Source organism: Arthrobacter sp. AG367 (assembly GCF_007828995.1).
GTDB lineage: Bacteria > Actinomycetota > Actinomycetes > Actinomycetales > Micrococcaceae > Arthrobacter.
On record NZ_VIVE01000001.1, the window covers coordinates 470,267 to 495,051 of the forward strand.

At 66.7% G+C, this 24,785-nt stretch carries 23 protein-coding genes and 1 pseudogene; 13 read left to right on the plus strand and 11 right to left on the minus strand.

Features of this window, described 5'->3' with window-relative positions; genetic code table 11:
- Window positions 1-21 precede the first annotated feature (21 nt).
- Window positions 22-1,085 (minus strand): annotated as a pseudogene (locus FB478_RS21460) (spore photoproduct lyase family protein).
- Between the two features lie 212 nt (window positions 1,086-1,297).
- Between FB478_RS21460 and FB478_RS02125 the strand changes: the two are divergent.
- Complete coding sequence (locus FB478_RS02125) at window positions 1,298-2,896, plus strand: ABC-F family ATP-binding cassette domain-containing protein (protein ID WP_144599719.1); 1,599 nt, start codon at window positions 1,298-1,300, stop codon at window positions 2,894-2,896.
- On the opposite strand, the gene FB478_RS02130 is transcribed toward FB478_RS02125, so the two are convergent.
- Genes FB478_RS02130 through FB478_RS02145 form a run of 4 tightly spaced genes read right to left on the minus strand, consistent with a single transcriptional unit; the run spans window position 2,893 to window position 4,943 of the window.
- Window positions 2,893-3,369 (minus strand): YbaK/EbsC family protein, encoded by a 477-nt coding sequence (locus FB478_RS02130; RefSeq protein ID WP_144599720.1) that lies wholly within the window; start codon window positions 3,367-3,369, stop codon window positions 2,893-2,895. The genes FB478_RS02125 and FB478_RS02130 overlap by 4 nt on opposite strands.
- 3 nt (window positions 3,370-3,372) lie before the next feature.
- On the minus strand, window positions 3,373-4,251 hold the full coding sequence (locus tag FB478_RS02135) for an SURF1 family protein (protein ID WP_144599721.1): 879 nt from the start codon (window positions 4,249-4,251) through the stop codon (window positions 3,373-3,375).
- Complete coding sequence (locus FB478_RS02140; protein ID WP_144599722.1) at window positions 4,252-4,515, minus strand: hypothetical protein; 264 nt, start codon at window positions 4,513-4,515, stop codon at window positions 4,252-4,254.
- Window positions 4,512-4,943 carry a DUF3099 domain-containing protein gene (locus tag FB478_RS02145; protein ID WP_018771166.1) on the minus strand — a complete coding sequence of 144 codons (432 nt, stop codon included), beginning with the start codon at window positions 4,941-4,943 and terminating at the stop codon, window positions 4,512-4,514. The genes FB478_RS02140 and FB478_RS02145 overlap by 4 nt, the downstream gene beginning before the upstream one ends.
- Before the next feature lie 151 nt (window positions 4,944-5,094).
- Between FB478_RS02145 and FB478_RS02150 the strand changes: the two genes are divergently transcribed.
- On the plus strand, window positions 5,095-5,820 hold the full coding sequence (locus tag FB478_RS02150) for a beta-ketoacyl-ACP reductase (protein ID WP_018771165.1): 726 nt from the start codon (window positions 5,095-5,097) through the stop codon (window positions 5,818-5,820).
- Between the two features lie 141 nt (window positions 5,821-5,961).
- A complete protein-coding gene (locus FB478_RS02155) occupies window positions 5,962-6,726 on the plus strand; it encodes an SDR family oxidoreductase (protein WP_018771164.1) in 765 nt (254 codons plus the stop codon).
- A gap of 73 nt (window positions 6,727-6,799) precedes the next feature.
- On the opposite strand, the gene serB is transcribed toward FB478_RS02155, so the two are convergent.
- Complete coding sequence (serB, locus tag FB478_RS02160) at window positions 6,800-7,693, minus strand: phosphoserine phosphatase SerB (protein WP_144599723.1); 894 nt, start codon at window positions 7,691-7,693, stop codon at window positions 6,800-6,802.
- Between the two features lie 135 nt (window positions 7,694-7,828).
- Between serB and FB478_RS02165 the strand changes: the two genes are divergently transcribed.
- The 6 genes from FB478_RS02165 to FB478_RS02190 all read left to right on the plus strand — a co-directional run bounded on the left by FB478_RS02165 (window position 7,829) and on the right by FB478_RS02190 (window position 12,609).
- Window positions 7,829-8,491 (plus strand): hypothetical protein, encoded by a 663-nt coding sequence (locus FB478_RS02165; RefSeq protein ID WP_144599724.1) that lies wholly within the window; start codon window positions 7,829-7,831, stop codon window positions 8,489-8,491.
- 91 nt (window positions 8,492-8,582) lie between these two features.
- Window positions 8,583-9,368: an ABC transporter ATP-binding protein gene (locus FB478_RS02170; protein WP_018771161.1), complete on the plus strand. Its 786-nt coding sequence runs from the start codon at window positions 8,583-8,585 to the stop codon at window positions 9,366-9,368.
- Window positions 9,369-9,389: 21 nt separating this feature from the next.
- On the plus strand, window positions 9,390-10,175 hold the full coding sequence (locus tag FB478_RS02175; RefSeq protein ID WP_056390288.1) for a sulfite exporter TauE/SafE family protein: 786 nt from the start codon (window positions 9,390-9,392) through the stop codon (window positions 10,173-10,175).
- 7 nt (window positions 10,176-10,182) lie between these two features.
- Complete coding sequence (locus FB478_RS02180) at window positions 10,183-10,995, plus strand: RNA methyltransferase (protein WP_056390291.1); 813 nt, start codon at window positions 10,183-10,185, stop codon at window positions 10,993-10,995.
- 161 nt (window positions 10,996-11,156) lie between these two features.
- The gene (locus tag FB478_RS02185; protein ID WP_018771158.1) at window positions 11,157-11,414 is read left to right on the plus strand and encodes a type B 50S ribosomal protein L31; all 258 of its coding nucleotides are present in this window, start codon (window positions 11,157-11,159) and stop codon (window positions 11,412-11,414) included.
- A 97-nt stretch (window positions 11,415-11,511) separates the two neighbouring features.
- Window positions 11,512-12,609 carry a biotin/lipoate A/B protein ligase family protein gene (locus FB478_RS02190; RefSeq protein WP_018771157.1) on the plus strand — a complete coding sequence of 366 codons (1,098 nt, stop codon included), beginning with the start codon at window positions 11,512-11,514 and terminating at the stop codon, window positions 12,607-12,609.
- A 110-nt stretch (window positions 12,610-12,719) separates the two neighbouring features.
- On the opposite strand, the gene pepN is transcribed toward FB478_RS02190, so the two are convergent.
- Both pepN and FB478_RS02200 read right to left on the minus strand, forming a co-directional pair.
- Complete coding sequence (pepN, locus tag FB478_RS02195) at window positions 12,720-15,338, minus strand: aminopeptidase N (protein ID WP_144599725.1); 2,619 nt, start codon at window positions 15,336-15,338, stop codon at window positions 12,720-12,722.
- A gap of 33 nt (window positions 15,339-15,371) precedes the next feature.
- Entirely contained in the window at window positions 15,372-16,427 is a 1,056-nt protein-coding gene (locus FB478_RS02200) for a YeiH family protein (protein ID WP_223995085.1), read from the minus strand.
- A gap of 113 nt (window positions 16,428-16,540) precedes the next feature.
- Here FB478_RS02200 and FB478_RS02205 point away from each other — a divergent pair, with 113 nt between their 5' ends.
- The 3 genes from FB478_RS02205 to FB478_RS02215 are packed head-to-tail and all read left to right on the plus strand — an operon-like array spanning window position 16,541 to window position 19,932.
- Entirely contained in the window at window positions 16,541-18,097 is a 1,557-nt protein-coding gene (locus tag FB478_RS02205; protein WP_144599726.1) for a circularly permuted type 2 ATP-grasp protein, read from the plus strand.
- 60 nt (window positions 18,098-18,157) lie between these two features.
- Complete coding sequence (locus FB478_RS02210) at window positions 18,158-19,084, plus strand: alpha-E domain-containing protein (protein ID WP_013600945.1); 927 nt, start codon at window positions 18,158-18,160, stop codon at window positions 19,082-19,084.
- Window positions 19,081-19,932, plus strand: a complete 852-nt coding sequence (locus FB478_RS02215) for a transglutaminase family protein (protein WP_018771153.1) — start codon at window positions 19,081-19,083, stop codon at window positions 19,930-19,932. Before FB478_RS02210 ends, FB478_RS02215 begins: the two co-directional genes overlap by 4 nt.
- A gap of 51 nt (window positions 19,933-19,983) precedes the next feature.
- Here FB478_RS02215 and FB478_RS02220 read toward each other — a convergent pair whose 3' ends face one another.
- The 3 genes from FB478_RS02220 to glgC all read right to left on the minus strand — a co-directional run bounded on the left by FB478_RS02220 (window position 19,984) and on the right by glgC (window position 23,421).
- The gene (locus FB478_RS02220; protein ID WP_026266057.1) at window positions 19,984-20,454 is read right to left on the minus strand and encodes a pyridoxamine 5'-phosphate oxidase family protein; all 471 of its coding nucleotides are present in this window, start codon (window positions 20,452-20,454) and stop codon (window positions 19,984-19,986) included.
- Window positions 20,455-20,472: 18 nt separating this feature from the next.
- A complete protein-coding gene (locus FB478_RS02225; RefSeq protein ID WP_056390307.1) occupies window positions 20,473-21,924 on the minus strand; it encodes an SDR family NAD(P)-dependent oxidoreductase in 1,452 nt (483 codons plus the stop codon).
- An 87-nt stretch (window positions 21,925-22,011) separates the two neighbouring features.
- Window positions 22,012-23,421, minus strand: coding sequence for a glucose-1-phosphate adenylyltransferase (gene glgC, locus FB478_RS02230; RefSeq protein ID WP_018771150.1), 1,410 nt, complete (start codon window positions 23,419-23,421; stop codon window positions 22,012-22,014).
- Window positions 23,422-23,523: 102 nt separating this feature from the next.
- Between glgC and glgA the strand changes: the two genes are divergently transcribed.
- Window positions 23,524-24,729: a glycogen synthase gene (gene glgA, locus FB478_RS02235; RefSeq protein WP_043425351.1), complete on the plus strand. Its 1,206-nt coding sequence runs from the start codon at window positions 23,524-23,526 to the stop codon at window positions 24,727-24,729.
- The last annotated feature ends 56 nt before the right edge of the window (window positions 24,730-24,785 follow it).

A 24,785-nucleotide genomic window follows, 5' to 3' on the forward strand; every position in this document is an offset into this window, starting at 1 on the left:
CGCGTACCTCGGGAGCGAACCCTAGAACGCGTAGCGGATGCGGCAGTAGGGAGTTAACTTCCCCATCAGTGTGGTGAGCTGCCGGACGTACCCCGCCTTCGCCCGCGCCCGGTACCGGACGTTGCTGAAACCGTTCGACGAGACCTTGGCTTCCTGGAGATCGGGACGCCACAGGACGTCTTCAGCCTGCGGATGCCAGCCCAGGTTGACCTGGTGCAGCTGGTCATTGTGCGTCAGGAAAATGACTTCCGCGGCCAGCTGCTCCTTGGCCGCCGGCGTCAGGGTCGAATCGAGTTGGCGCAGCAGCTGCTCCCAGTCCGAGAGCCAGGTGTCGGTGATGATGACGGGGGAGAAGTTCACATGCACCTGGTAGCCGGCCTCAACAAAGTCGTTGATGGCGGCCATCCGCTCCGCCACCGGCGACGTCCGGACGTCAATGGACTTCGCCAGGTCCGCGGGCATCAGCGAAAAGCGGATCCGGGTGTGCCCGCCGTGCTCCCAGTCCAGCATTGCCGGGTTGACGAATTGGTGGCAAAGGACAGCTTCGCATTGGGCAGTTCGCGGAAAAGCGTGACAAGCTCCTCCACGTTGTCGCTGATCAGTGCATCGACCGAGCAGTCACTGTTTTCGCCGATGTCGTAGACCCAGAGTTCCGGGTCGCACTGGTTGGGCTCCAGCTTGATCCCCTGGCGGACGGCGTGCCGCTCAATGGCTCCGGCGATCTGGCCAATGTTGGCGAAGACCGTGACCGGATTGCTGTAGCCCTTGTGGCGCGGCACGTAGCAGTAGGCGCAGGCCATGGCGCAGCCGTTGGCTGTGGAGGGTGCGATGAAGTCTGCTGACCGCCGATTGGGCTTGACGGCCAGCGACTTCTTGACGCCAAGGACCAGCGCTTCTGTCTTGATCCGGGACCAGCGCGGGACGTTGGTTTCGTCACCATGCACGTCCGGAATGTTCCAATGGTTTTCGACCAGTACGACGTCGGCATCCGGCCAGCGTGCCACGATCTCCTGTCCCCGGGGCAGCTCCAACGCGGCAGGCTGGGCGTAGATGCGCCGGATCTGGAGCAGCCGATCGAATTCCATGACCTCATTCTCTCCGACACTCCGGGGCCGCAGGCCGCGGTGACGCCCACGGCATCAGCAGCAATTCCCCGCAGCAGGTTCCCGCGGAAAGTGCACTGCTCCGGCGGACGGTAGACTGGACTGTGCCGTTCTCCGGCCACTCTGCCCCAGCGTCCCTTACGTAGTACGTGCGCGGACCAGGGCGTTCCCTGTTGTGAAAGGCCTTACCTGCTGTGATTACTGTCCAGGATCTTGAACTGCGTGCCGGTGCCCGGCTCCTGATGGACCAGGTGAGCTTCCGCATCGATAAAGGGGACAAGATCGGCCTGGTGGGCCGGAACGGCGCCGGCAAGACCACGCTGACGCGTGTCCTTGCGGGCGAAGGCCTTCCCGCGGCCGGCAAGGTGACCCGAAGCGGTGAAATTGGCTACCTGCCCCAGGACCCGCGCACCCCTGACATGGAGCAGCTGGCACGGGACCGGATCCTCTCCGCCCGCGGCCTGGACATCGTGGTCGGGAAACTCCGCAAGGCGCACGACGAGATGGCAAGCGAGGACGCCGACGTCCAGCGCAAGGCCATGAACCGGTACGACCGGCTGGAGTCCGAATTCCTCGCGGCCGGCGGTTATGCCGCCGAGGCCGAAGCTGCCTCCATCTGTTCCAACCTGGCACTCCCTGACCGCCTGCTGAACCAGCCGCTCAAAACACTTTCCGGTGGCCAGCGGCGCCGCGTGGAGCTCGCACGCATCCTCTATTCCGATGCCGAAACCATGCTCCTGGACGAACCCACGAACCACCTGGACGCCGATTCCATCGCCTGGCTGCGTGACTTCCTGAAAAACCACCAGGGCGGCCTGATCGTCATCAGCCACGACACCGACCTGCTGGAAGCAACCGTCAACAAAGTGTTCCTGCTGGACGCCAACCGTGCCCATATCGATTTCTACAACATGGACTGGAAGCGGTACCTGCTGCAGCGGGAGACGGACGAGCGTGCCCGGAAGCGTGAACGGGCCAACGCAGAGAAGAAGGCACAGGTCCTCATGGACCAGGCCAACAAGATGCGTGCGAAGGCCACCAAGGCCGTGGCCGCACAGAACATGGCCAAGCGAGCCGAGCGGCTGCTCAGCGGACTGGAAGCCATCCGCGAGCAGGACCGCGTGGCAGCCCTCCGGTTCCCGGACCCGTCACCCTGCGGCAAGACCCCGCTTACCGCCGACGGTCTCAGCAAGTCCTACGGCTCGTTGGAAATCTTCACCGACGTGGACCTGGCCATCGACCGAGGTTCCAAGGTGGTCATCCTGGGCCTCAACGGCGCCGGCAAGACCACGCTGCTGCGCATGCTCGCGGGGGTGGACACCCCGGATACCGGCGAAGTCATCCCGGGCCACGGGCTGAAGGTGGGCTACTACGCGCAGGAACACGAAACCCTGGACCATGACCGCACGGTGCTTGAGAACATGCGTTCCGCTGCGCCGGACATGAAGGACGCCGAGGTGCGCGGCATCCTCGGTTCCTTCCTCTTCTCCGGCGACGACGTCGACAAGCCGGCAGGCGTGCTCTCCGGCGGCGAGAAGACGCGCCTGGCCCTGGCCACCATCGTGGCCTCCAGCGCCAACGTCCTCCTCCTCGACGAACCCACCAACAACCTGGACCCAGCCAGCCGCGCCGAAATCCTCGGCGCCCTGCGCAACTACACCGGCGCCGTCGTCCTGGTCAGCCACGACGAGGGCGCTGTTGAAGCCCTGAACCCCGAACGCGTGGTCATGCTTCCCGATGGCGTCGAAGACCTCTGGAACGAGGACTACCTGGACCTGATCACCCTGGCCTAGCGCACCTTCAGCTCCAGGGCGCCGGTGATCCTCCGGAGCTGGGCGTAGGTGATGCTGAACATTGACTTGTGGTCCCCTGCTCCGGCCCAGAGCGTTTCGTGCTCCTGGAGGCTCAAGTCCAGCAGGGTCCTGATTCGCTTCGGGTGGCCGACCGGGGCTACCCCGCCTACCTCCTGGCCGGTATGTTCCAGGACGAAGGCAGGGGAGGCGCGCCGGATCCGGCCCTGGGCCAACTGCCCGGCCACGAGCTTTGTATCGACGCGCGCGGCACCGCTTGCGAGGATCAGCAGCGGCTCACCGTTGAGGTCGAAAACCAGGCTGTTGGTGATGGCCGCCAGATCGCACTCCAGAGCTTTTGCAGCCGCCGCCGCCGTCGGCACCCCGGCTTCAAAGGTCCGCACCGTGTCGCCGACTCCGGCACCCACCAAGGCCGCCCGCACCAAGGCGACAGGGCCGCCGTCGTCCGTGGTCATGCCTCAGTACCCCTGCGCGTCCAGGAGGGCGTCTTCTTCCTCCTCCGCCGTGGCCCTCTTGCGCTTGCGCGGCGGGGCCGCCCGGCGGCGGGAGGCGGGGACGGCTGAATGCACGGCGCCGTCCGGCAGCGCCTCTTCCTCCTCCTCGGCGTCGATCGCTGCATTGCGGGCCTGCTGCCGGGCCGCGTAGCCGAAGCCGACGAACATGAGCACGCCGAAGGCGAACCACTGCAGTGAATAGGACAAGTGCGTGCCCTCGTCCGTGGACGGCTTGGGGAACGCGACGGGCATGTCGGCGGACGGCGGCGTCTCCGACGCAAGCTGGCCGTAGGCCCCCGTGAGCAGGGGATAGCCCAGCTGCGCGGCGTACGTGGGCAGGTCAATCGATGCGAGCTGGCCTTCGGGCGCCCCGCGCTGAAGTTCCGGCTCGCCGTGCTTCAGGCGGACGACGGCGGTGACCTCACCGGACGGGGGTGCCGGCACCGAATCCGGGCTGCCCGGGTTCTTGTTTCCGATGGGCAGCCAGCCGCGGTCGATAACGACGGTTTCGCCGGTGGCCAGGCGGAAGGGGACCACCACCTCGTACCCCGGCTGCCCGTTGAGCGGGCGGTTGCGGACAATCCGCTGGCCGGCGGCATCGTAGGAGCCCTTCAGCTCAACCTGGGTCCACTCCTTGGCCGGGTCCAGCTGGTTGAACTGGTCCCGTGCCTGCGTGAAGGGGATGGGTGTGGCCGAGTAGTTGCTGACCACGCGGTTGATCTCGGCCAGCGTCTCGGCGCGGCGGTCCATCTGCCAGCGGCCCAGGAAGACGCATGCGGTGGCAAAGATCGCGGCCAGCAGGAGATAGCCCAGCCATTTGCTGGAAAAGAGGAAGCGGTACATTCAGATGTCCTGCTCGGGTGAACCGTCGTCGCCTGGGCGCAGGGGAAGCGTTTCCTTCCAGAGCCCCCGCGTCTGCAGGTACTCCTCCAGCCAGTCCCGGTGGTCGGCGCAGGCCAGCCAAATCTTGCGGCGTTCAGGCGCATGAATCTTGGGATTGTTCCAGAGGAGCTGCCAGGACGCCTGGGCCCTGCAAGCCTTCCGTGAGCAGATGGCGGCCGTTTCGGATGCCAGGTCCGATCCTGCTGCAAAATCGAAAATGCTCATGATGCCTGCCGCTCCTCCCCGGGCCCGGGCTCCTCATCCTTCACCAGTTCGCCCTGGAGCACAGCGCTTCCCGGCTGGTCTTCCGTATCCGGGAGAACCGGGCTTTCAATCTCGGCCAGGGGAGCGGAATCCAGCAGCAAATCGCTGTGGGCCTCAGCCTTGTCGCTCCCGTTGGCGATGACCACCGCAATCCAGGGCAGGAACACCGCGCCCGCCACGGCAATGATCTTGAACCAGCCGTCCACCACGAAGATCAGGATCAGGCACACCATGCGGATCCCCATCGCCAGGGCGTACTTGATCATCCGCTGGCGCATGTCCTCAGAGTGCGCGCCGGCAGCGTCGGTAATGCTATGGACCTCGGTGTCGCCGGAGAACCGGCCCGGTTCTTCGGGCGCGGAATGTCCCGCATGGTTTTCAAGGGTCACGGTGAATGATCACGCTCCAAAGGCTTCCCTCAATTCTCGCACCATCGGCAGTGCTGCCCAAACCCGCAGCGGGCCTGCCGCTAAGATCGGAGGCAGCCCAAACCACACCCGCTACCGCGGCGCAGCCTGCCGCAGAATCCGGAGCCCCTCTATGACTGAAACAGCTTCCGCGCCCCGCAGCGTCCTGATCACAGGCGGCAACCGCGGCATCGGCTTGGCCATCGCCCAGGCGTTCCTGGCCAACGGTGACAAGGTGGCGGTGACCTACCGCAGCGAAACCCAGCTGCCTGACGGCATTCTCGGGGTCAAGGCGGACGTCACCGATGAGGCTTCCGTTGACGCAGCGTTCAAAGAAGTGGAGGCTGCCCACGGCCCGGTGGAAGTGCTGGTGGCCAACGCCGGGATCACCAAGGACACCCTGCTCCTGCGCATGAGCGAGGACGACTTCACCTCCGTCATCGACACCAACCTGACCGGCGCCTTCCGTGTCATCAAGCGTGCCTCCAAGGGCATGATCCGGCTTCGCAAGGGCCGCGTGGTCCTGATCTCGTCCGTCTCCGGTCTCTACGGCGCCCCGGGCCAGATCAACTACTCCGCCTCCAAAGCCGGCCTGGTGGGCATCGCCCGGTCCCTCACCCGCGAACTCGGCTCCCGCGGCATCACGGCCAACGTGGTCGCTCCCGGCTTCATCAACACCGACATGACCGCGGAGCTCCCCGAAGCCACCCAGAAGGACTACCTGGCCAGCATCCCCGCCGGGCGCTTTGCCGAAGCGTCCGAGGTGGCCAACGTGGTCCGGTGGATCGCCAGCGACGAGGCCGCCTACATCTCCGGCGCGGTCATCCCCGTGGACGGCGGCCTGGGCATGGGCCACTGACTCGTCCGGACCTTGCCCCTGCAGGAAACTAGCCGGGCGGCGCTTATTTGTCGGAGCCGCACAAGGGATATCGGCAACAGCCGCTGGCATGATGGACTGCAGACCACAACGATTTAGATGTTTTGAACAAAGGAAGCTCGAATGGGACTGCTGGACAACAAGACGGCCATCGTCACGGGATCATCGCGGGGCATCGGCGCCGACGTAGCAAAGATCCTCGCCTCGGAGGGGGCCGCCGTCGTGGTCAACTACCGCCAGAAGGCGCCCCGCGCCAACAAGGTGGTGCAGGGAATTGAAGCCGCCGGCGGACGCGCTGTCGCCGTCGGCGCCGACCTCACCACGCAGGAGGGCGTGCAGGCCCTCGCCAGTGCCGCCATGGAGAACTTCGGATCGCTGGACATCCTGGTGCTGAACGCCTCCGGCGGCATGGAAACCGGCATGGGGGAGGACTACGCCCTGAAGCTCAACCGCGACGCCCAGGTGAACATGCTCAACGCCGCAGTGCCCCTGATGAAGGAAGGTTCCCGCGTGGTGTTCGTCACCAGCCACCAGGCCCACTTCATCAACACCGTCCCCACCATGCCGGCCTATGAGCCCGTGGCCCGCAGCAAGCGCGCCGGCGAGGATGCCCTGCGCGGCCTGATCCCCAACCTGGCGGAGAAGGGCATCTCCCTGGTGGTGGTGTCCGGCGACATGATCGAAGGCACCGTCACCGCCACGCTCCTGGACCGCTCCACCCCGGGCGCCATTGAGGCCCGCCGCGCGGAAGCCGGGAAACTGTATTCCGTGGAGGAGTTCGCCCAGGTGGTGGCCGGCATGGCAACGGCCGACGTCGAATCCGGCCACACCGAGTACGCCGGCGGAGCCGACTACTTCGGCAAGGGCGCCCAGCAGCCTTCCAGCTAGGTACCAGGAACGTGGCTCCCGCTGCCGGGCAATCCGGCGGCGGGAGCCACTGCCATTTAAGGCGCCAGCAGGGTCAGACGCCGGCCACGTGGCGGACGGCGTCCAGGTACGGCATGTTCAGGGCTGCGTCGGCGACGGCGCGCACGGCAGGCTTGGCGTTGAACGCCACCCCGATCCCCGCAGCGCCGAGCATGTCCAGGTCGTTGGCGCCGTCGCCTACAGCCACGGTGTGCTCCAGGGCGATGTCCTCCGCCGCGGCCCACTCCCGCAGGTACTTCTCCTTGGCGGCCCTGTCCACCACCGCGCCCAGCACCCTGCCGGTCAGCACGCCGTCAACGATTTCAAGTTCATTGGCCTGCCAGTAGTCCAGGCCCAGGTCGGCGGCAATCGGCTCAAGGATCTGGTTGAACCCGCCGGAGACCACGGCCACAACGTGGCCGGCCGCCTTGAACGCCGCCACCAACTCCCCGGCGCCTTCGCTGAGCTTCACTTCGTGGCGCACGGAATGGACGACGTCGGCCGGCAGCCCCGCGAGCACCGCCACCCGGGCGTGCAGGCTCTGGGCGAAGTCCAGTTCGCCGCGCATGGCAGCTTCCGTGACAGCCGCGACTTCCTCGCGTTTGCCGGCGTAGGCGGCCAGGAGTTCGATGACCTCCTGCTGGATCAGGGTGGAATCCACATCCATGATCAGCAGCTTCCGGGCAGCGGCCCGAAGACCGGCTGGAACAAGCGCCGTGTCGAAATCTCCGGTCGCGGCGTCCGCCACGGAGCGGCGCAGGGCGGCGAGCGCCGCCGCGGTCACGTCCGGAAGGGCCAGTTCGAGGATGCGGACCTGGTACCGGTCGTCCGCCGGAGACGATTCGGACAGCACCTGGGCGCCGTGCGATGCAAGGACGGAACGCAGCTGCTCCAGCCCGGTGGGGGTCACATCGAGGCCATAGCTGACCGCAGTCACGTTCGAAGTCATGCCTGCAATCTTAGCCAGCGCCGACCGGACGACCGGAATTCGTTGCGGACAGGCGGATAGCGCCGGCACTGCTGCCGGGCCTACCATAATCGTGGCTGGGTTCCGACGGACGCGTCCTGACACCAGGAGACACAGATGGACCAGCCAACCACGATTCCCGGCGACAGGACCGCAGCAGTGTGCGCCTACGCCGCGGCAGCCGCCGGGGCCGTGGGCGCGGTGACCCTGGGGGCTATGTACGCCGTCGAGGTCCCCCGGGGCGGCCCTTACGTATTCGGCACCATCAACGACGCCACCGGCGCTGCGTTCAACGTGCTGGCCATTCCGGTCATCCTTCAAGTCCACCGAAGGGCGCCCCGTGCGGTGTGGACGGAGCCAATGACCTGGCTCACGGTTTCAGCCTGCGCTGCAGGTGCTGCCAGTTCCGCACTGCTTGTCCTGAGATTGCTTGATTTCAACACTTCCACCGCTGTTTCCGTCGCGTCCATCACCCTGCAGGGCGCGTGGTTCCTGGCCATCCACGCCCGGCTGCGCAGGGTGGAGGACTATCCGCGCAGCCTGTCCGGATTGGGGCGCGCCATCGGCGGTGGAATGCTGTTTGGATTTGCCTTGGCTGCAGCAGGCTTCTCCGTGGAGCGGCCGGCGTGGCTGCGGACGGCACTGATGGCGGCCGGGGCAGCGGCGGCGGGCGCAGCGTGGCTGGCCTGGCCCTACTGGTATTACAGGGCAGGGCAGTACTTGGGCGGCAGGCTGCGTTCCGGAACTGTGCCGGCGGCCGGAGCCCAGGACGGCGGTTGAGGGCAAAGCCGGCGCCAGCCGGAGACTGCCACTTAGGGGGCCTTCACACCGGTTATCAGTCATCTTGTTTTTTGTCCTAGTGTCTACTCCTATGAGTGATGTTCTGGAACTGGACTCCGTCAGCGTTGTCCGAGGTAAGAAAACCCTGCTGGACAAGGTTGACTGGCAGGTCAATGAAGGCGAACGGTGGGTCATCCTGGGCCCCAACGGCGCCGGCAAAACCACCCTCCTCCAGATCGCGGCGGCCCGGCTCCACCCGAGCAGCGGCACCGCGGGCATCCTCGACGAAGTCCTGGGCCGCGTCGACGTCTTCGAACTCCGCCCGCGCATCGGCCTCTCGTCCGCAGCCCTCGCCACCCAGATCCCCGAACAGGAGAACGTCCTGAACGTAGTGGTCACCGCGGCCTACGGCGTCACCGGCCGCTGGCGCGAAGGCTACGAGCGCGACGACGAACGCCGCGCGTTCCGTCTGCTGAACGACTGGGGCATGGGGCCGCTCCTCAACAGGACCTTCGCCACCCTGTCCGAAGGCGAGCGCAAGCGCGTCCAGATCGCCCGGGCCCTCATGACGGACCCCGAACTGCTCCTCCTGGACGAGCCGGGCGCCGGCCTGGACCTGGGCGGCCGCGAAGAGCTGGTCCACAAGCTGGGCGAACTCGCCAGCGACGAGGCCGCGCCGGCCATGGTCCTGGTCACGCACCACCTCGAGGAAGTCCCTCCGGGTTTCACGCACGCCATGCTGCTGCGTGACGGCGGCGTGGTGGCCGCCGGTCCCATCACCGAGGTGCTGACCGAAGAGCACCTGAGCACCACTTTCGGCCTGCCGCTGTCGGTGACCGAAAACGCCGGGCGCTACACCGCCACAGCCCGCCGCTAGAGCAGGCCTGCGCCAACTACCTTGGAACTCTTCAGCAGCATCATTGTGTTCATCGCCGGCCTGTGGGCGGGCACCATCAACGCGGTGGTCGGGTCCGGCACCCTGGTCACCTTCCCGGTGCTCATCGCCCTGGGCGTGGCCCCGGTGGTGGCCTCCATGAGCAATGCCATGGGCCTGGTGGCGGGGACCGCTGCCGGCGCCTTCGGGTACCGGCGCGAGCTGGCCGGCCGGGGACGGCAGGTGCTGCGCCTGCTGCCGGCATCGGTCCTGGGCGGCGTCTCCGGCGCCTGGCTGCTGCTGCACCTGCCGGAGAAGGTGTTCCACTACGTTGCGCCGGTCCTCCTGGTCCTGGCGCTGCTGATGGTGGTGTTCCAGCCGCGGCTCCAGGACTGGGTGCGCAACCGCGAGGCCAACCCGGAGCACGCCGTCCGGGACAAGCGCCACGGGATCCTCCTCATAGTGCTGGTGTACCTTGCCGGCGTGTACGGCGGCTACTTCGTGGCTGCCCAGGGAATCCTGCTGGTCGGAATCCTTGGTGTCTTCCTCACCGGCACCATCCAGAACGCCAACGCCATGAAGAACATCCTGGTGCTCGGCGTCAACATGGTGGCGGCCATCTCCTACCTGCTGTTCGCCTTCGACCGGATCAACTGGCTGGTGGTGCTGCTCATTGCGGTCAGCTCCACCATCGGCGGCCTGCTGGGCTCGAAGGTAGGCCGGAAGCTTTCGCCGCGCGTCCTCCGCGCGGTGATCTTCAGCCTGGGCATCGTGGCGCTGGCCGTCATGACCGCCAACCTGCTGAAATAATCACCCGGTGACCTTCCACTACCTCGACTCTGCCGATGACCCGCGGGTCAGCGACTACACCACCCTGACGGACGTACACCTCCGCAAGCTCCGCGAACCCGCCGAGGGAATGTACATCGCCGAGTCGTCGAGGGTCCTTCGCAGGGCGCTGGCTGCGGGCCACCAGCCGCGCTCGTTCTTCCTGGCGGAGAAGTGGATGGCGGACCTCGGCGACGTCTTCCAGGCATATCCCGACGTCCCGGCCTTCATTGGCTCGGCAGCCCTGCTGGAGGAAATCACGGGTTTCCACCTGCACCGCGGCGCCATGGCGGCCATGCAGCGCCCTGCGCCGGTGCCGCTGCCGGATCTCCTGGCCGGAGCGCGGCGCGTGGCCGTGCTGGAGGACATCGTGGACCACACCAATGTGGGCGCCATCTTCCGGTCTGCCGCGGCGCTGGACATCGACGCCGTCCTGGTCTCACCCCGGTGCGGGGACCCGCTGTACCGGCGCAGCGTCAGGGTCAGCATGGGCACGGTGTTCCAGGTTCCCTGGGCGCGCCTGCAGGACTGGCCGGGCGACCTCCAGGTGCTCAAGGACCACGGCTTCACGGTTGCCGCACTGGAGCTGACGCCGGACGCGGAGGACGTCGACGCCGTCGCCTCGCGCAACGTGGACAGGCTCGCCCTGGTGCTTGGCACCGAAGGCGCCGGCATGAGCCCCCAGACCCTCGCCGCCGTCGACCTCGCCGTCAAAATCCCCATGCGCAACGGTGTGGATTCCCTCAATGTTGCTGCCGCCTCGGCCGTGGCGTTCTGGGAGCTCCGGGCGCGGAAGGGGTAGGCGAAGCCGCAGGTGAACCGGTTCGTCAGTCCCTCCCGCATCCGCTATGATGGATAGCTGGTTGTCCTGCTTTTTCAGCTTCGGCTGATGCAACAGATCCCAGCCATCCCATTCATACCTGGCAGCTGGCAAAATCCAGCTGCGCGAACAAAGGTCCCATTATGAAGTCTGATACACACCCGAAGTATGAAGCTGTTGTCTTCAACGACCTGGCCTCCGGCACCAAGTTCCTGACCCGCTCCACCGTGTCTTCCAACAAGACCATCGAGTGGGAAGACGGCAACACCTACCCGGTCATCGACGTCGAAATCTCTTCCGAGTCCCACCCGTTCTACACGGGCAAGCAGCGCATCATGGACTCTGCAGGCCGCGTCGAGCGCTTCAACGCTCGCTTCAAGGGCTTCGGCGGCAAGAAGTAAATTTCTTCCCCAAGGTCTGATGGAATGCCCGCACCGGAAACGGCGCGGGCATTCCGCTTTTAACCGTGCACCCGTTTTCTGGGGCAGGATGGAAAGCATGACCGAGCCGCATATTCCTGCCCATGATGCCGCCAGCAACCAGCGCCTGCACGGCGAGTACAAGGTTCCGGGCGGCAAGCTCGTGGTGGTTGACCTGGCCGTGGTGGACGGTGCCTTGTCCGGCGTCTCCGTCAGCGGGGACTTTTTCCTGGAGCCGGACGAGGCACTGGAGGACATTAACCGCGCACTGACCGGCCTGCCGGACACCACGCCCGCCAAGGACCTCGCAGCCGCCGTCACGGCCGCACTGCCTGCCGGAGCCGTGCTGTTCGGTTTCTCCGCGGACGCCGTTGCCGTCACGGTCCGCCGTGCCCTGGCCAAGGCAACCTCCTGGGGAGACCACGAGTGGAACGTCATTGCGCCTACCGTGCTTCCCACCGAAATCAACGTTGCCCTGGACGAGGTGCTCACCGAGGCCGTCGGCGCGGGGGCTCGCACGCCCACGCTGCGGTTCTGGGACTGGCAGGAGCCGTCCGTGGTCATCGGCAGCTTCCAGTCCGTGCAGAACGAGGTGGACCCCGACGGCGTTGCCAGGCATGGCATCAACGTGGTCCGCCGGATCAGCGGCGGGGGAGCGATGTTCATGGAGGCCGGCAACTGCATCACGTATTCGCTCTACCTGCCGCAGACCCTGGTGGACGGGCTCAGCTTCGCCGACTCCTACCCCTTCCTGGACGCGTGGGTCATGGCCGCACTGGAACGGCTTGGCATCAACGCCTTCTACATCCCGCTTAATGACATTGCCACGGACCAGGGAAAAATCGGCGGCGCCGCACAGAAGCGCCTGGCCAATGGCGGCATGCTCCACCACGTCACCATGAGCTATGACATCGACGCCGACAAAATGGTGGAGGTCCTGCGGATCGGCAAGGAGAAGCTGTCCGACAAGGGCACCCGCAGCGCCAAGAAGCGGGTGGACCCGCTGCGGCGCCAGACGGGCCTGGCACGCACGGCGATCATCGAGGCGATGATGGCGGTCTTCAGCGAGCGTTACGGGGCAACGCCGTCAGAGCTGGCGGGACACGAACTGGCGGCCGCCGAGGAACGGGTGGCCGCCAAGTTCGGTACCAGGGAATGGCTCCACCGGGTCCCGTAACCGGGCAGCGCCCTGGCCTTAGGGTTCGATGCGCAGGGACCGCCCGTGCGCACCGGCCCCGGCCTTTACTGCGCAAGACGGGTCCATTGGCACCGCGGTTAGCGCTCAGATTACCCGGCGGCCTGCGCGGTGAGTCCCCGCAGCAGGTGGCTGCGCTGCTCGATGATGATCCGGCGCAGGGCGTGCGGTGCGTCGGGGTTGGCGGCCAGCCAGTCGTCCGTCCGGCGGACCACCGGGTGGTCTTCGGGGCGTGTGCCCGCCGCCAGGTCCTGCGCTGCGGGATAGAGTCCGCGGACAATCCGGCTGGCGATTTCGATGCTGCGCTCATCCCAGACAGTGCGCAGGCAGTCGAAGTACGGCTCCACGTACGGCTCCAACAAGGCTGGCGGCGCGGTGGTGAAGCCGGTGATGGTGGCGGTGAGGAGCTGGTTGGAGAGCTCATTCCCCTGGACCGCGGCCTGCCAGGCTGCTGCCTTGACCTCCGGGTCGGGGCGGGATGCCATGGCAGTTGCGTGTCCGGCCCGGCCTGAGGCCGTGGTGTCCCGCGCCAGCTCGGCGTCGAGCCCGGCCGCGCTGGCCTGCCCGTTGGCGGCCAGCGCATGCCAGAGCTGCCAGCGCAGCTCGGCGTCCACCGCCAGGCCCTCCACGGGGAACGTGCCGTCCAGCAGGCCGCGGAGCCGGGGGAGCGCTGCTGCATCGTGCCGGCTGAGGGTGGCAAGGGTGCGCGCCCAGGCAAGCTGCGCGTCGGAGCCCGGGACCGCCCGGTCCAGCTCCGCTATGGCTGCCGCCAGGAAGGAAGCACGAACACTGTCACGGGTGTCCGCCGGGGTGTAGCGTTCGACGGCGGTAGTTGCATTGTCCAGGATGTTCAGCAGCACCCCGATGCCCGTCTCAGCCGGACCGAAGGCGGCCACGGCGTCAACATATTGGCTCGCCGGGCTTTCGCCGTCGCGGGCGGAATTCCACAGTGCAGTCCAGCAGAGGGCGCGGGTCATGGGGTCCTTGATCCGGTCCAGGGATGCACGGACCGTGGCTTCCGACACCGGATCAAGCCGCACCTTGGCGTACGTCAGGTCCTCGTCATTGACCAGCAGGAGTGCCGGCCGCGGCTGCCCGGCGAGCTGGGGGAGCACGGTCCGCGCGCCGGCCACGTCCGTTTCGATGCTTCCGGTCCGCACCAGTGCGCCGTCGGGGTCAAAATCGTAGGAGCCCACCCGGAGGCGGTGGGGGCGCAGCTCCTCACGTCCCGTCACCGGGTCCACTGCTTCCTGGACGATGGCCACCCGGCCCGGCACGCCGTCGTCGTCCTTCCCGCCGGCGGATCCGAGGTCCAGGGACAAGCGGGAAATTCCGGAGGTCTGCAGCCACTGCCGGGCCCATTCGGACAGGTCCCGCCCCGAGGCGGCAGCCAGGGCCGCGAGGAGGTCGGCCAGGGATGTGTTGCCGTAGGCGTGCTTCCGGAAGTACTCCCGCGACCCGGCGATGAAGTCGTCGAAGCCGACGTAGGCCACCAGCTGCTTGAGGACCGAGGCGCCCTTGGCGTAGGTGATCCCGTCGAAGTTCTGTTTGGCAGCCTCAAGGTCCGGGATGTCCGCCACGATGGGATGGGTGGTGGGGAGCTGGTCCTGCACGTAGGCCCATGCCTTGCGTTTGTTGGCGAAGTTGACCCAGGCCGTGTCCCAGTCCGTGGCCCGGTCAACACCGAGCGTTCCCATGTAGTCCGCAAAGGATTCCTTCAGCCACAGGTCATCCCACCACTGCATGGTCACCAGGTCGCCGAACCACATGTGCGCCATCTCGTGCATGAGCGTGTTAGCCCGCGCCTGGTACTGGGCGTCCGTGGCCCGCGACGTGAACACGTAGCTCTCCGTGAAGGTGACGAGCCCCGGGTTCTCCATGGCGCCGAGGTTGTATTCGGGGACGAACGCCTGGTCGTACTTGCCCCAGGGGTAGGGAAAGTCGAAGAGGCGGTTGAAGAAGTCGAGGCCCTTCTTGGTCAGGCTGAAGAGCTGCGCGGTGTCGAAGGAGTCCGCCATGGACGCGCGGCAGTAGAGGGCGAGCGGGACGTCCAGGCTGGTGCCGTCGTCGAGCGTGGCCTGCCAGCGGTCCTCGGCCTTGAAATACGGACCGGCCAGGACCGTGGTGATGTACGTGGACATGGGCAGGGTGGTGGCGAAGTCCCAGCACGCGGTGGCCGGATCGCTGGTCAGCAGGGTGCGGTTGGCCTCGGCGCCGTTGGAGGCAACCTGCCACCCGGCAGGGGCCATTACATGGAAGGTGAAGGTTGCCTTCAGGTCGGGCTGTTCGAAGTTCGCGAAGACCCGGCGGGCATCGGCGGGCTCGTACTGCGTGTACAGGTAGCACTGGCCGTCCGCGGGGTCCACGAACCGGTGCATGCCTTCGCCGGAGCGGCTGTACAGCGCTGTTCCGGTGACCGTGACCTGGTTCTCGGCCCGCAGGTTGTCCAGCCGGATCCGTGCGCCGTCCACCACGTCGTCCACCCGCAACCCCTTGCCGTTGAGGAACACGCTGTGCACGTCGCTGCCGATGAAATCCAGGAACGTGGTGGCACCGGGGTTTGCGGTGAAGGTGATGACGCTGCGGCTGGTGTACCCGGGGACCGCCGGATCCGCTGCCTGCCGCACATCCAGGGAGATGTCGTAACTGGTGGTGCTGACAAGTGCTGAACGTTCAGCGGCTTCACGGCGCTGCAGATTCTCATGTGACACCCGGCTATCTAATCACGGTGCTGATTCATTGGCTCAGCCGGCGATCAGGAAGGCGGCACCCAGGCCCAGCACGGCGATCAGGAGCCAGGACGCGAGGGCCGCCAGGAGTGCCTGCCCGCCGGTGTGGAGCAGGGTGCGGATCCGCACCGCAGAGCCAAGGCCAAACAGGGCCGCACCCAACAGGATGTCCTGCAGCGTGGCCCCGAGGTCCAGCCAGCCGCCGGACAGCCAGCCCGTGGAGCGCAGGCCCACCATGGCAACAAAGCCCACCACGAACAGCGGCACCAGCGGAGGCATTTCTGCTGTCACGCCCTCGGCGCCCAGGGCCCGCACGCCGTTGCGGTGATGCGCACCCGCCAGGGCGGCGACGGGCGCCAGCAGCAGCACGCGGGTGAGCTTAACGACGACGGCGACCGCCAGGGCAGCGGTACCTGCGGTTTGCGCCGTGGCCACCACCTGGCCCACGTCGTGGACCGACGCGCCGGTCCACGCCCCGAAGACTGTGGCCGTGAGTCCCAGGGGCTGGGCGAGGAGGGGCAGGACGCCGATGGCCAGCGTCCCGCAAAGGGTGACCAGGGCCACGGGCAGGACGGTTTCCACATGCCGGATGCGCCGGACCGCGGCTATGGCGCCAATGGCGGAGGCACCGCAGATGGAGAATCCGGTGGCCACCAGCAGTGACGTCACGGGCGGGAGGCGGAACAGGCGCGAGATCGCGTACGTCCCGCCGAAACTGGCGGCCACGACGCCCACGATCAGGACCAGTGCCAGCCACCCCAGGCCCAGGACGTCCATGACACTGACCTTCAGGCCAAGGAGTACGATTCCACCGCGCATCAGGTGCTTGCCGGCGAAGTCCAGTCCCGGGCGGGCCCGGCCCGCCGTCCAGCCGCCGGCACCGGGCAGGTTGGCGGCGAGCACGCCGAGGACCACGGCCAGGGTCATGGCAGGAAGGGCCGGCAGCAGCCCATGTACCAGGAACGCCGCCGCGACGGCGGCAGCGGCGGTCAGCAGACCCGGAACCAGCCGGGCAATCCCGGGTCCGGAACCGCCGTGGCCCGGCGCTGGAAGGCTTCTGCTGACTGGCACTCACCTACTGTGCCCGACAGTGCCCGTAAAGTACGAACCGGGCCATTGGCGCCAACACGCCAGAATGGATGGCAGTAATGAATTCGAAACAAAAAGATGGTTGGCTATTGGACATGTCAGACCTATTCCAGGATTACTCCGAGGCCGCAGGCCGCACCGGAGCCTACGACGAGATGTTCGCCCCGGGGCAGCAGGCCAGGGACTCGTACGGGCAGGTGGCGGACGCGCTCCGGAAGCTCTCCCTGGCGGACGTCAGCGCACGCGCCGACTCCATGGCCCGCACCTTCCTGGACCGCGGGGTGACGTTCGACTACGCGGGCGAGGAGCGGCCCTTTCCGCTGGACATCGTTCCCCGGGTCATCCCGGCGGCCGAATGGGACGTACTGGAAAAGGGCGTTGCCCAGCGCGTCCGCGCCCTGGAAGCTTTCCTGAACGACGTCTACGACAAGATGTCAGTGGTGTCCGATGGCGTGATCCCGCGCCAGCTGGTGACCACCAGCGCCCACTTCCACCGGCAGGTTCACGGCTTCGAGCCGGCAGGCGGGGTCCGGGTCCACATCTCCGGCATCGATGTGGTCCGCGATGCCGCGGGCACTTTCCGGGTCCTGGAGGACAATGTCCGCGTCCCTTCCGGCGTCAGCTACGTGCTGGAGAACCGGCGTGCCATGGCCAAGGGCCTGCCCGAGGCCTTCGGCCAGCAGCTCATCCGGCCCGTCGAGGAATACCCGCGCCGCCTGCTCTCGGCCCTGCGCAAGACCGCACCCGCGGGCGTGGACGATCCCACCGTCGTCGTCCTGACGCCCGGGGTGTTCAACAGCGCCTACTTCGAACACACCCTCCTGGCCGGCCTGATGGGCGTTGAGCTGGTGGAGGGCCGCGACCTGATCTGCCGCGGAAACCGCGTCTACATGCGCACCACGGCCGGTGAACAGCGCGTGGATGTCATCTACAAGCGGATCGACGACGACTTCCTTGACCCGCTGCAGTTCCGCTCCGATTCCATGCTCGGCTGCCCCGGACTGGTGAATGCCGCCCGCGCCGGCGGCGTCACCATCGCCAACGCGGTGGGCAATGGCGTGGCCGACGACAAACTGGTTTACAGTTACGTGCCTGACCTGATCCGCTACTACCTCAGCGAGGAACCCATCATCGCCAACGTGGACACCTTCCGCCTGGAGGAAAAGGAGGCCAGGGAGTACACCCTGGACAACCTCGCGGAGCTGGTGGTCAAGCCCGTTGACGGTTCCGGCGGCAAGGGCCTGGTCATCGGTCCGGATGCCTCCAAGGACGAACTGGACGCCCTCCGGCAGCGGATCATCGCGGACCCCCGCGGCTGGATTGCCCAGCCGGTACTGCAGCTCTCCACCGTTCCCACCCTGGGCGGGGACAAATTCGGCCCGAGGCACGTGGACCTGCGGCCCTTTGCCGTGAACGACGGCGACAACGTCTGGGTGCTCCCGGGCGGCCTGACCCGCGTGGCACTGAAGGAAGGGTCCCTGATCGTCAACTCCAGCCAGGGCGGCGGATCCAAGGACACCTGGGTCCTGGCCGATTCACCCCAGATGCCGGTGGAAACCGTGCCCCGGCAGTCCGTCACGGTCCGTGAACGGGTCTCCGTGTGGCCGGTGGAAAGCAACTGGCGCGACCGCCAGTCGGAGCAGCAGCAGTGAGCCGCGCCGCCGTCGGGCATTTCCCTTTCACTGTTCCGGGCACGCTGGAGGTAGCCGCGAATGCTTAGCCGTATTGCCGAGTCCCTGTTTTGGATCGGCCGCTATGTCGAACGGGCGGACGGAACCGCCCGCATCCTTGACGTTCACCTGGAACGCCTGAACCACCTCCCCATGGAGGAGCGCAAGAGCGTGGCCCAGGAACTGCTGGCGGTCATGGGTGCCCGGCCGCAGAGCGAGGACTTCGGCCTGCCGGAACTGCTCCATGCCCTGGCCTACGACAAGACCAGCGCCACGTCCATCGCCGGCTCCCTGGGTGCTGCCCGTGAGAATGCCCGCCGTGCCCGCGAAACCGTGTCCTCGGGCCTCTGGGAGAGCCTGAACACCACCTATTACGGCTTGAGCCAGCACCGCAAGGACGTGGTGGGCACCTACCGCTTCTGCAACTGGACCCTGGAGCGCACCGCCATGGTCAGCGGCCTTGCCGACACCACAGTGAGCCATGACGAAAGCTGGCTCTTCCTGGTCCTGGGCCGTTCGCTGGAACGCGCGGACATGACGGCCAGGATGTTGTCCACCCGCGACGTACTCTCCGCCGGCATGTCCTGGGTCAACATGCTGCGCTGCGCCGGTGCCTATGAATCCTTCCTGCGCACCCGCCGGGCGGCATTCGGGGACCAGCACGCCGCCGAATTCCTGCTGCTGGACCGGCTGTTCCCCCGCTCCATCGTCTACGCGCTGCGGGACGCCGACGAGTGCCTGGCCAAGCTGGACCCGTCCGCGCAGCGGGTGGGCTTCATCAACGACGCCCGCCGCATCGTGGGGCAGGCCCGGACCTTCCTTGAGTTCCACCGGACGGATGACCTCATGTCCGAACTGCCCGAGCACATGGAGCGTGTACAGAAGGCAGTGTCCCAGGCCTCGGATGCCATTTCCCGTAAGTACTTCAATCAGGCGGACGAACTTGCCTGGGTGGGAGAAGTGTCATGACCCGGTTGAGCATCGTCCACAGGACGGCCTACAAGTACAACAAACGGGTGACCCTGTCCTACAACGAGGCCCGGATGACGCCGCTGACGGATTCGCAGCAGGTGGTCCTGGAGTCCGTGGTGAAGGTGTCCCCGTCCCAGGCTGCGGTGAGCACGTACCGCGACTACTGGGGGACCAGGGTGACCGCGTTCGACATGCAGATGCCGCACGAGAACCTCGAGGTGGTCTCCAACATCACGGTGGAAGTCCACCGTGCCGAGAAGATCCCGGCTGAAGCGGACATCGTGGGCTGGGACGTCCTTGCCTCCCCGGAGACGCTGGATGCGTTCAGCGACTGGCTGCCGCAGTCCCGGCTGAGCGGGCCGGGCGACGAAGTGCTGGGCATCATCCCGGACGTCGTGGCCGGGAAAAACCCGCACGAGGCCGCCATGGCCGTCTTTGCCTGGATGCGGGGGGAGATGACGTACATGTCCGGCTCCACCGCCGTCACCACCAATGCGGAGGAAGCCTGGGGCCAGCGCCAGGGCGTGTGCCAGGACCTGGCGCACCTGGCCATCGGCGCCCTGCGAAGCTGCGGCATTCCGGCCCGCTATGTGTCCGGCTACCTGCACCCGCGGTCCAGCGCCGGCATCGGCGAGACCGTGGCCGGGCAGTCGCACGCGTGGCTGGAATGGTGGGACGGTGACTGGCGCAGCTGGGACCCCACCAACCACAAACCCGCCGGCGACTTCCACGTCACGGTGGCCCGCGGACGGGATTACCGGGACGTGCCACCGCTCAAGGGCATCCTGTCCGGAGGCGGCGGGTCCGCCTTGAAAGTCAGCGTGGAGATCACGCAGCTCGCCTGAGCCACGTCAGGTTCCCCGGCTTCCATCGCCGGGGAACCCGGGCCGCCGTCTCTATTCCGGCGCCGTCCTGGCGGTGCTGCTGATCTGGGTCCACCACGTCATCGGATCAGTGACCTTGAAGCGGCGGCCCGTGACCGAGTCCGGGGTGATGCGCACGAATGCGTCCTTACGCCCCGACTGCCACGGGAAGAGGTACAGGCGGGAGGTCTCCAGCACCTCCTCGGTGCTCTTGACCAGGGCGGCGGTGCCCTTGATCACCACGCTCCATGCCAGGCCCGTGTCGGCGTCCACACCGTCCGCCTCCACGGCTACTGCAGCATCGTCGCCGGTCGCCGCCGAGAGTTTGGTTCCCTGGCCGGTCCGGAAGACCAGCGTGCCGCCGTCCACCGTGTAGTTCACCGGGAAGATGTCCGGGCGTCCCTCAACCAGTACTGCCAGCCTGCCCACGGACACGGTACGCAACAGGGCCCAGCATTCATGGTGTTCGAGGTTCTGCACTTGGGTAGATGACTCGTTGCTCATGCGGTGAGCATACGCCCTTCACCAAGGGCTGGGCTTGTAATCCTTCAGGAAGACACCGTACTGGTCCTCGCCCTTTTCGCCCATGACGATTGGATCGTAAACGCGGGCCGCGCCGTCTACCAGGTCCAGGGGTGCGTGGAAGCCTTCCTCCATGAGCCGGACCTTGGTGAAGTGGGGACGTTCGTCCGTGATCCAGCCGGTGTCCACCGCGGTCATCAGGATGCCGTCGGTGTCCAGCATCTCCTGGGCGCTGGTGCGGGTCATCATGTTCAGCGCGGCTTTGGCCATGTTGGTGTGCGGATGTCCCGGGCCCTTGTAGGCGCGGGAGAACTGGCCCTCCATGGCTGAGACGTTCACGATGTACTTCCGCCGTGCGGAGGAGCGCTTCATGGCCCCGCGCAGGCGGCTGACCAACAGGAACGGCGCGGTGACGTTGCAGAGCTGCACCTCGAGCATCTCGAGGGGATCCACTTCGTCCACCACCTGGGTCCAGCTGTTGATGGTGGCAAGGTCCGGGACCAGGCCGCCGGCGTCGATGGCGGTCCCCGAAGCGATCCGCTCCAGCGACGCGGATCCGGTGGACAATGCCAGTGATGTGATGGCGTCGCCGGCCAGGACCGGATGTTCGGTGACGCTGCCTGCAAGCGCCAGCGGGTGCTTGTCATGGGCATGGCCGAAGGTCAGTAGTTCGGGGCCGCCGTTGGCCGCTTCAAGCGCCGCGGGCAGCGGCTCGTCCTCGGCGTCCACCAGCGGCTTGTAGGCGTTGCCGGAGCGGCGCACGGTTTGGGCGGCGTTGTTGATGATGATGTCCAGTGGACCGGCCTCGTTGAGGGAGTCGGTCAGTGCCATGACCTGGGCAGGATCGCGCAGGTCGATGCCCACGATCCGGAGCCGGTGCAGCCATTCGCCGCTGTCTTCCATGGCGGCGAAGCGCCGGGCCGCATCCTTGGGGAAGCGGGTGGTGATGGTGGTGTGCGCCCCGTCGCGCAGCAGCCGGAGGGCGATGTACATCCCGATCTTGGCGCGGCCCCCGGTCAGCAGGGCGCGGCGGCCGGTCAGGTCGGTCCGGGCGTCGCGCTTGCTGTGGCTGAAGGCAGCGCATTCGGGGCAGAGCTGGTGGTAGAAGGCGTCCACCTGCGTGTAGTGCTGCTTGCAGATGTAGCAGGGGCGGGACCGGATGAGGTGGCCCGCAATCTTGCCGGTGGCTGAGGGCGCCAGCTTGTTGCCGCGGGTCTCGTCATCGATCCGGTCCGGTGCGGCGGTGGCCGTCTGGGCAATGACGGCCCGGTCGGCGTCGGCGATCGAGTCGCGCTTGGTGACCCTGCGGTGGCGCTTGACGGCCTTGAACATCTTTCCGGTGGCGCGGCGTACCGAGATGTAGTCCGGGTGCTCCTCGTCATAGGCGTGGATGGTGTTCAGGACCTTGAGGCAGGCCTGGATGTCCTCAGGGGTCAGATCGGGGGAGCTCATTGGGAAAATTTTACAGCGTACGCCGCAGGCCGGGACACCATCAGCGGTGTCCCGGCCTGCAGGATGCCTTTTGGGGAGGGCCCGGGGTCAGGAAACCCTGGCGCCGGGCGCGGCTTCCGCGGCCGCGGCGGCGTGCGTGTCAGCCACCTTGTCCGCGGCCTCGCGCATGTTCGGGTACTGGTCCGTGGCGGCCTTCACGGCGTTGGGCAGCTGGCTGAGGTGCCGTGCAGCGAGCCGGCGTTCCTCTTCGCCCGGCTCAGGGACTTCCTGGCCCTTGGCAAGGACAGTGATGCCGGAATCGGTGACTTTGAAGCCGCGGGCGCGGTCAAGGTCCGGATCCAGTCCGATGGCGGCACCAGCTGGCACCTTGACGTTCTTGTCCAGGATGGCCCGGTTGATCACTGCCCCTTCGCCCACCTGGACCTTGTCCATCAGTACCGAGTCGATGACCCTGCCGCTGGTGGCCACGTATACGTCGTTGGACAGCACGGAGCCTTCCACCACGCCGCCGGAGATCACCACGCCGCTGGAGACGATCGAGTCCAGCGCCGTGCCCACGGTGTTGTTCTTGCCGCGGACGAACTTGGCCGGCGGGGAAATGCTTTGCCGCGTGTAGATGGGCCATTCGGAGTTGTAGAGATTGAACACCGGCAGCGGGGAGATGAGGTCCATGTGGGCGTCGTAGAAGGAGTCGATGGTGCCAACGTCGCGCCAGTAGGTGCGGTCGCGTTCGGTGGAGCCGGGGATGTCGTTGAGCGTGAAGTCGTAAACGCCGGCCTCGCCGCGGTTGACGAAGTAGGGAATGATGTCCCCGCCCATGTCGTGCTTGGTGTCCAGGCGCTCAGCGTCCACGTGCAGCGCAGCCACCAGGGCATCGGCGTCGAACACGTAGTTGCCCATGGAGGCCAGGAACTGTGAAGGATCGGCAGCCAGGCCGGGCGTGGAGGACGGCTTCTCAACGAAGGCGGCGATCTTCTGGGGATCGTTCTGGTCCACTTCGATGACGCCGAACTGGTCGGCCATGTGCAGCGGCTGCCGCACTGCCGCCACCGTTGCCTTGGCACCGCTGTTCACGTGCTGTGCCACCATCTGGGCGAAGTCCATGCGGTACACGTGGTCGGCGCCCACCACCACAACAATGTCCGGGTTGGCGTCGTGGATGAGGTTCAGGGACTGGTAGATGGCGTTGGCGCTGCCCAGGAACCAGCTCTTGCCTACGCGCTGCTGGGCGGGAACCGAAGCGATGTAGTTGCCCAGCTGGGTGGACATCCGCCACGTCTCGGAGATGTGCCGGTCGAGGCTGTGCGACTTGTACTGCGTCAGCACCACGATCTGGAGGTAGCGGGAATTGACCAGGTTGGACAGCGCGAAGTCGATGAGGCGGTAGCTGCCGGCGAAGGGCACGGCGGGCTTTGCCCGGTCTGCCGTCAGTGGCATCAGCCTGTTTCCCTCGCCACCTGCGAGGACAATGGCCAGGACTTTTTTCGTTAACGGCATGATGGTCGCTCCTGTACGCCTTCGTAACTCCCCAAGACAGTCCGGTAGGCCCGGACTCCTTCACACTAGAACAGTTATGCGTGAAGGACTACCTTGGGTCTTGTGCGAATAGACATTGTGACTAAAGAGTTCCCGCCGGAGATCTACGGTGGCGCCGGGGTGCATGTAGCCGAATTGAGCAGGGTGCTTAGCAAGCACGTTGACCTGCAGGTTCGTGCTTTTGGGGCTCCCCGCGACGCCGACTACCATGGCGCGACCGTGACGTCCTACCAGGTCCCGGAGGACCTGGGCGGGGCGAACGCAGCGGTGCAGACCCTGGGCGTGGACCTGCGAATCGTGCCCGACGTCCAAGGCGCGGACCTGGTCCATTCGCACACCTGGTACGCCAACATGGCCGGGCACCTGGCCTCCCTGCTGCACGGTATCCCGCACGTTCTCAGCGCGCACAGCCTTGAGCCGCTGCGGCCCTGGAAGGCTGAGCAGCTCGGCGGCGGCTACGCCCTGTCCTCCTGGGTGGAAAAGACGGCCTATGAAGCGGCTGCGGCGATCATCGCCGTCTCCGAGGGCATGCGCCAGGACATCCTGCGCAGCTACCCCAACGTGGATCCCACAAAGGTCCGCGTGGTCCACAACGGCATCGACGTGGAGCTTTGGCAGCGTGATGAAAACGACGACGCCGTCCGCGCCCTGGGCATCGACCCCGCCAAGCCAAGCGTCGTCTTTGTGGGAAGAAACACACGGCAGAAGGGCGTCCCCTACCTCCTGCGGGCGGCGGCGAAGCTTCCCGCCGATGTCCAGTTGGTCCTGTGCCTCGGCGCCGCGGACACCCCCGAACTGGCAGCCGAAACCGCAGCGCTCATCGAAGAGCTGCAGAAGCAGCGCACAGGCGTTGTCCTGATCGAACGGATGCTGCCGCGCCATGAGCTGATCCAGGTGCTCAGCCATGCCACCGCCTTCGCGTGCCCGTCCATCTATGAACCGCTGGGCATCGTCAACCTCGAAGCCATGGCCTGCGGGGCAGCCGTGGTGGCCAGCGCCACGGGCGGTATCCCCGAGGTGGTTGAGCACGGCCGGACCGGACTCCTGGTGGACCTGGAGCAGGTGACCGACGGCACCGGCACGCCCCTGGACCCTGAAAAGTTCGTCAAGGAGTTCGCTGAGGCCCTCACCGAGGTGGTATCCGATCCCGCACGGGCCCGCGCAATGGGAGAGGCAGGCCGGGAGCGCGCCGAAAAGCACTTCTCCTGGGAGTCCATCACGGAGACCACCCTTGAGGTCTACCGCTCGGTGCTGCCTGCGGCCCGCTGAGCGTACCGCCACGGACGCTTAAGGACGGCAACAACGACGGCGCCGCTCCCCAGCCA

Excerpts from the sequence above, each read along its gene's own strand:
- FB478_RS02130 (WP_144599720.1), bottom strand. The coding sequence starts at position 3,369 with ATGACCACGGACGACGGCGGCCCTGTCGCCTTGGTGCGGGCGGCCTTG.
- FB478_RS02135 (WP_144599721.1), bottom strand. The coding sequence starts at position 4,251 with ATGTACCGCTTCCTCTTTTCCAGCAAATGGCTGGGCTATCTCCTGCTG.
- FB478_RS02140 (WP_144599722.1), bottom strand. The coding sequence starts at position 4,515 with ATGAGCATTTTCGATTTTGCAGCAGGATCGGACCTGGCATCCGAAACG.
- FB478_RS02150 (WP_018771165.1), top strand. The coding sequence starts at position 5,095 with ATGACTGAAACAGCTTCCGCGCCCCGCAGCGTCCTGATCACAGGCGGC.
- FB478_RS02155 (WP_018771164.1), top strand. The coding sequence starts at position 5,962 with ATGGGACTGCTGGACAACAAGACGGCCATCGTCACGGGATCATCGCGG.
- serB (WP_144599723.1), bottom strand. The coding sequence starts at position 7,693 with ATGACTTCGAACGTGACTGCGGTCAGCTATGGCCTCGATGTGACCCCC.
- FB478_RS02165 (WP_144599724.1), top strand. The coding sequence starts at position 7,829 with ATGGACCAGCCAACCACGATTCCCGGCGACAGGACCGCAGCAGTGTGC.
- FB478_RS02170 (WP_018771161.1), top strand. The coding sequence starts at position 8,583 with ATGAGTGATGTTCTGGAACTGGACTCCGTCAGCGTTGTCCGAGGTAAG.
- FB478_RS02185 (WP_018771158.1), top strand. The coding sequence starts at position 11,157 with ATGAAGTCTGATACACACCCGAAGTATGAAGCTGTTGTCTTCAACGAC.
- FB478_RS02190 (WP_018771157.1), top strand. The coding sequence starts at position 11,512 with ATGACCGAGCCGCATATTCCTGCCCATGATGCCGCCAGCAACCAGCGC.
- FB478_RS02205 (WP_144599726.1), top strand. The coding sequence starts at position 16,541 with ATGTCAGACCTATTCCAGGATTACTCCGAGGCCGCAGGCCGCACCGGA.
- FB478_RS02210 (WP_013600945.1), top strand. The coding sequence starts at position 18,158 with ATGCTTAGCCGTATTGCCGAGTCCCTGTTTTGGATCGGCCGCTATGTC.
- FB478_RS02215 (WP_018771153.1), top strand. The coding sequence starts at position 19,081 with ATGACCCGGTTGAGCATCGTCCACAGGACGGCCTACAAGTACAACAAA.
- FB478_RS02220 (WP_026266057.1), bottom strand. The coding sequence starts at position 20,454 with ATGAGCAACGAGTCATCTACCCAAGTGCAGAACCTCGAACACCATGAA.
- FB478_RS02225 (WP_056390307.1), bottom strand. The coding sequence starts at position 21,924 with ATGAGCTCCCCCGATCTGACCCCTGAGGACATCCAGGCCTGCCTCAAG.
- glgC (WP_018771150.1), bottom strand. The coding sequence starts at position 23,421 with ATGCCGTTAACGAAAAAAGTCCTGGCCATTGTCCTCGCAGGTGGCGAG.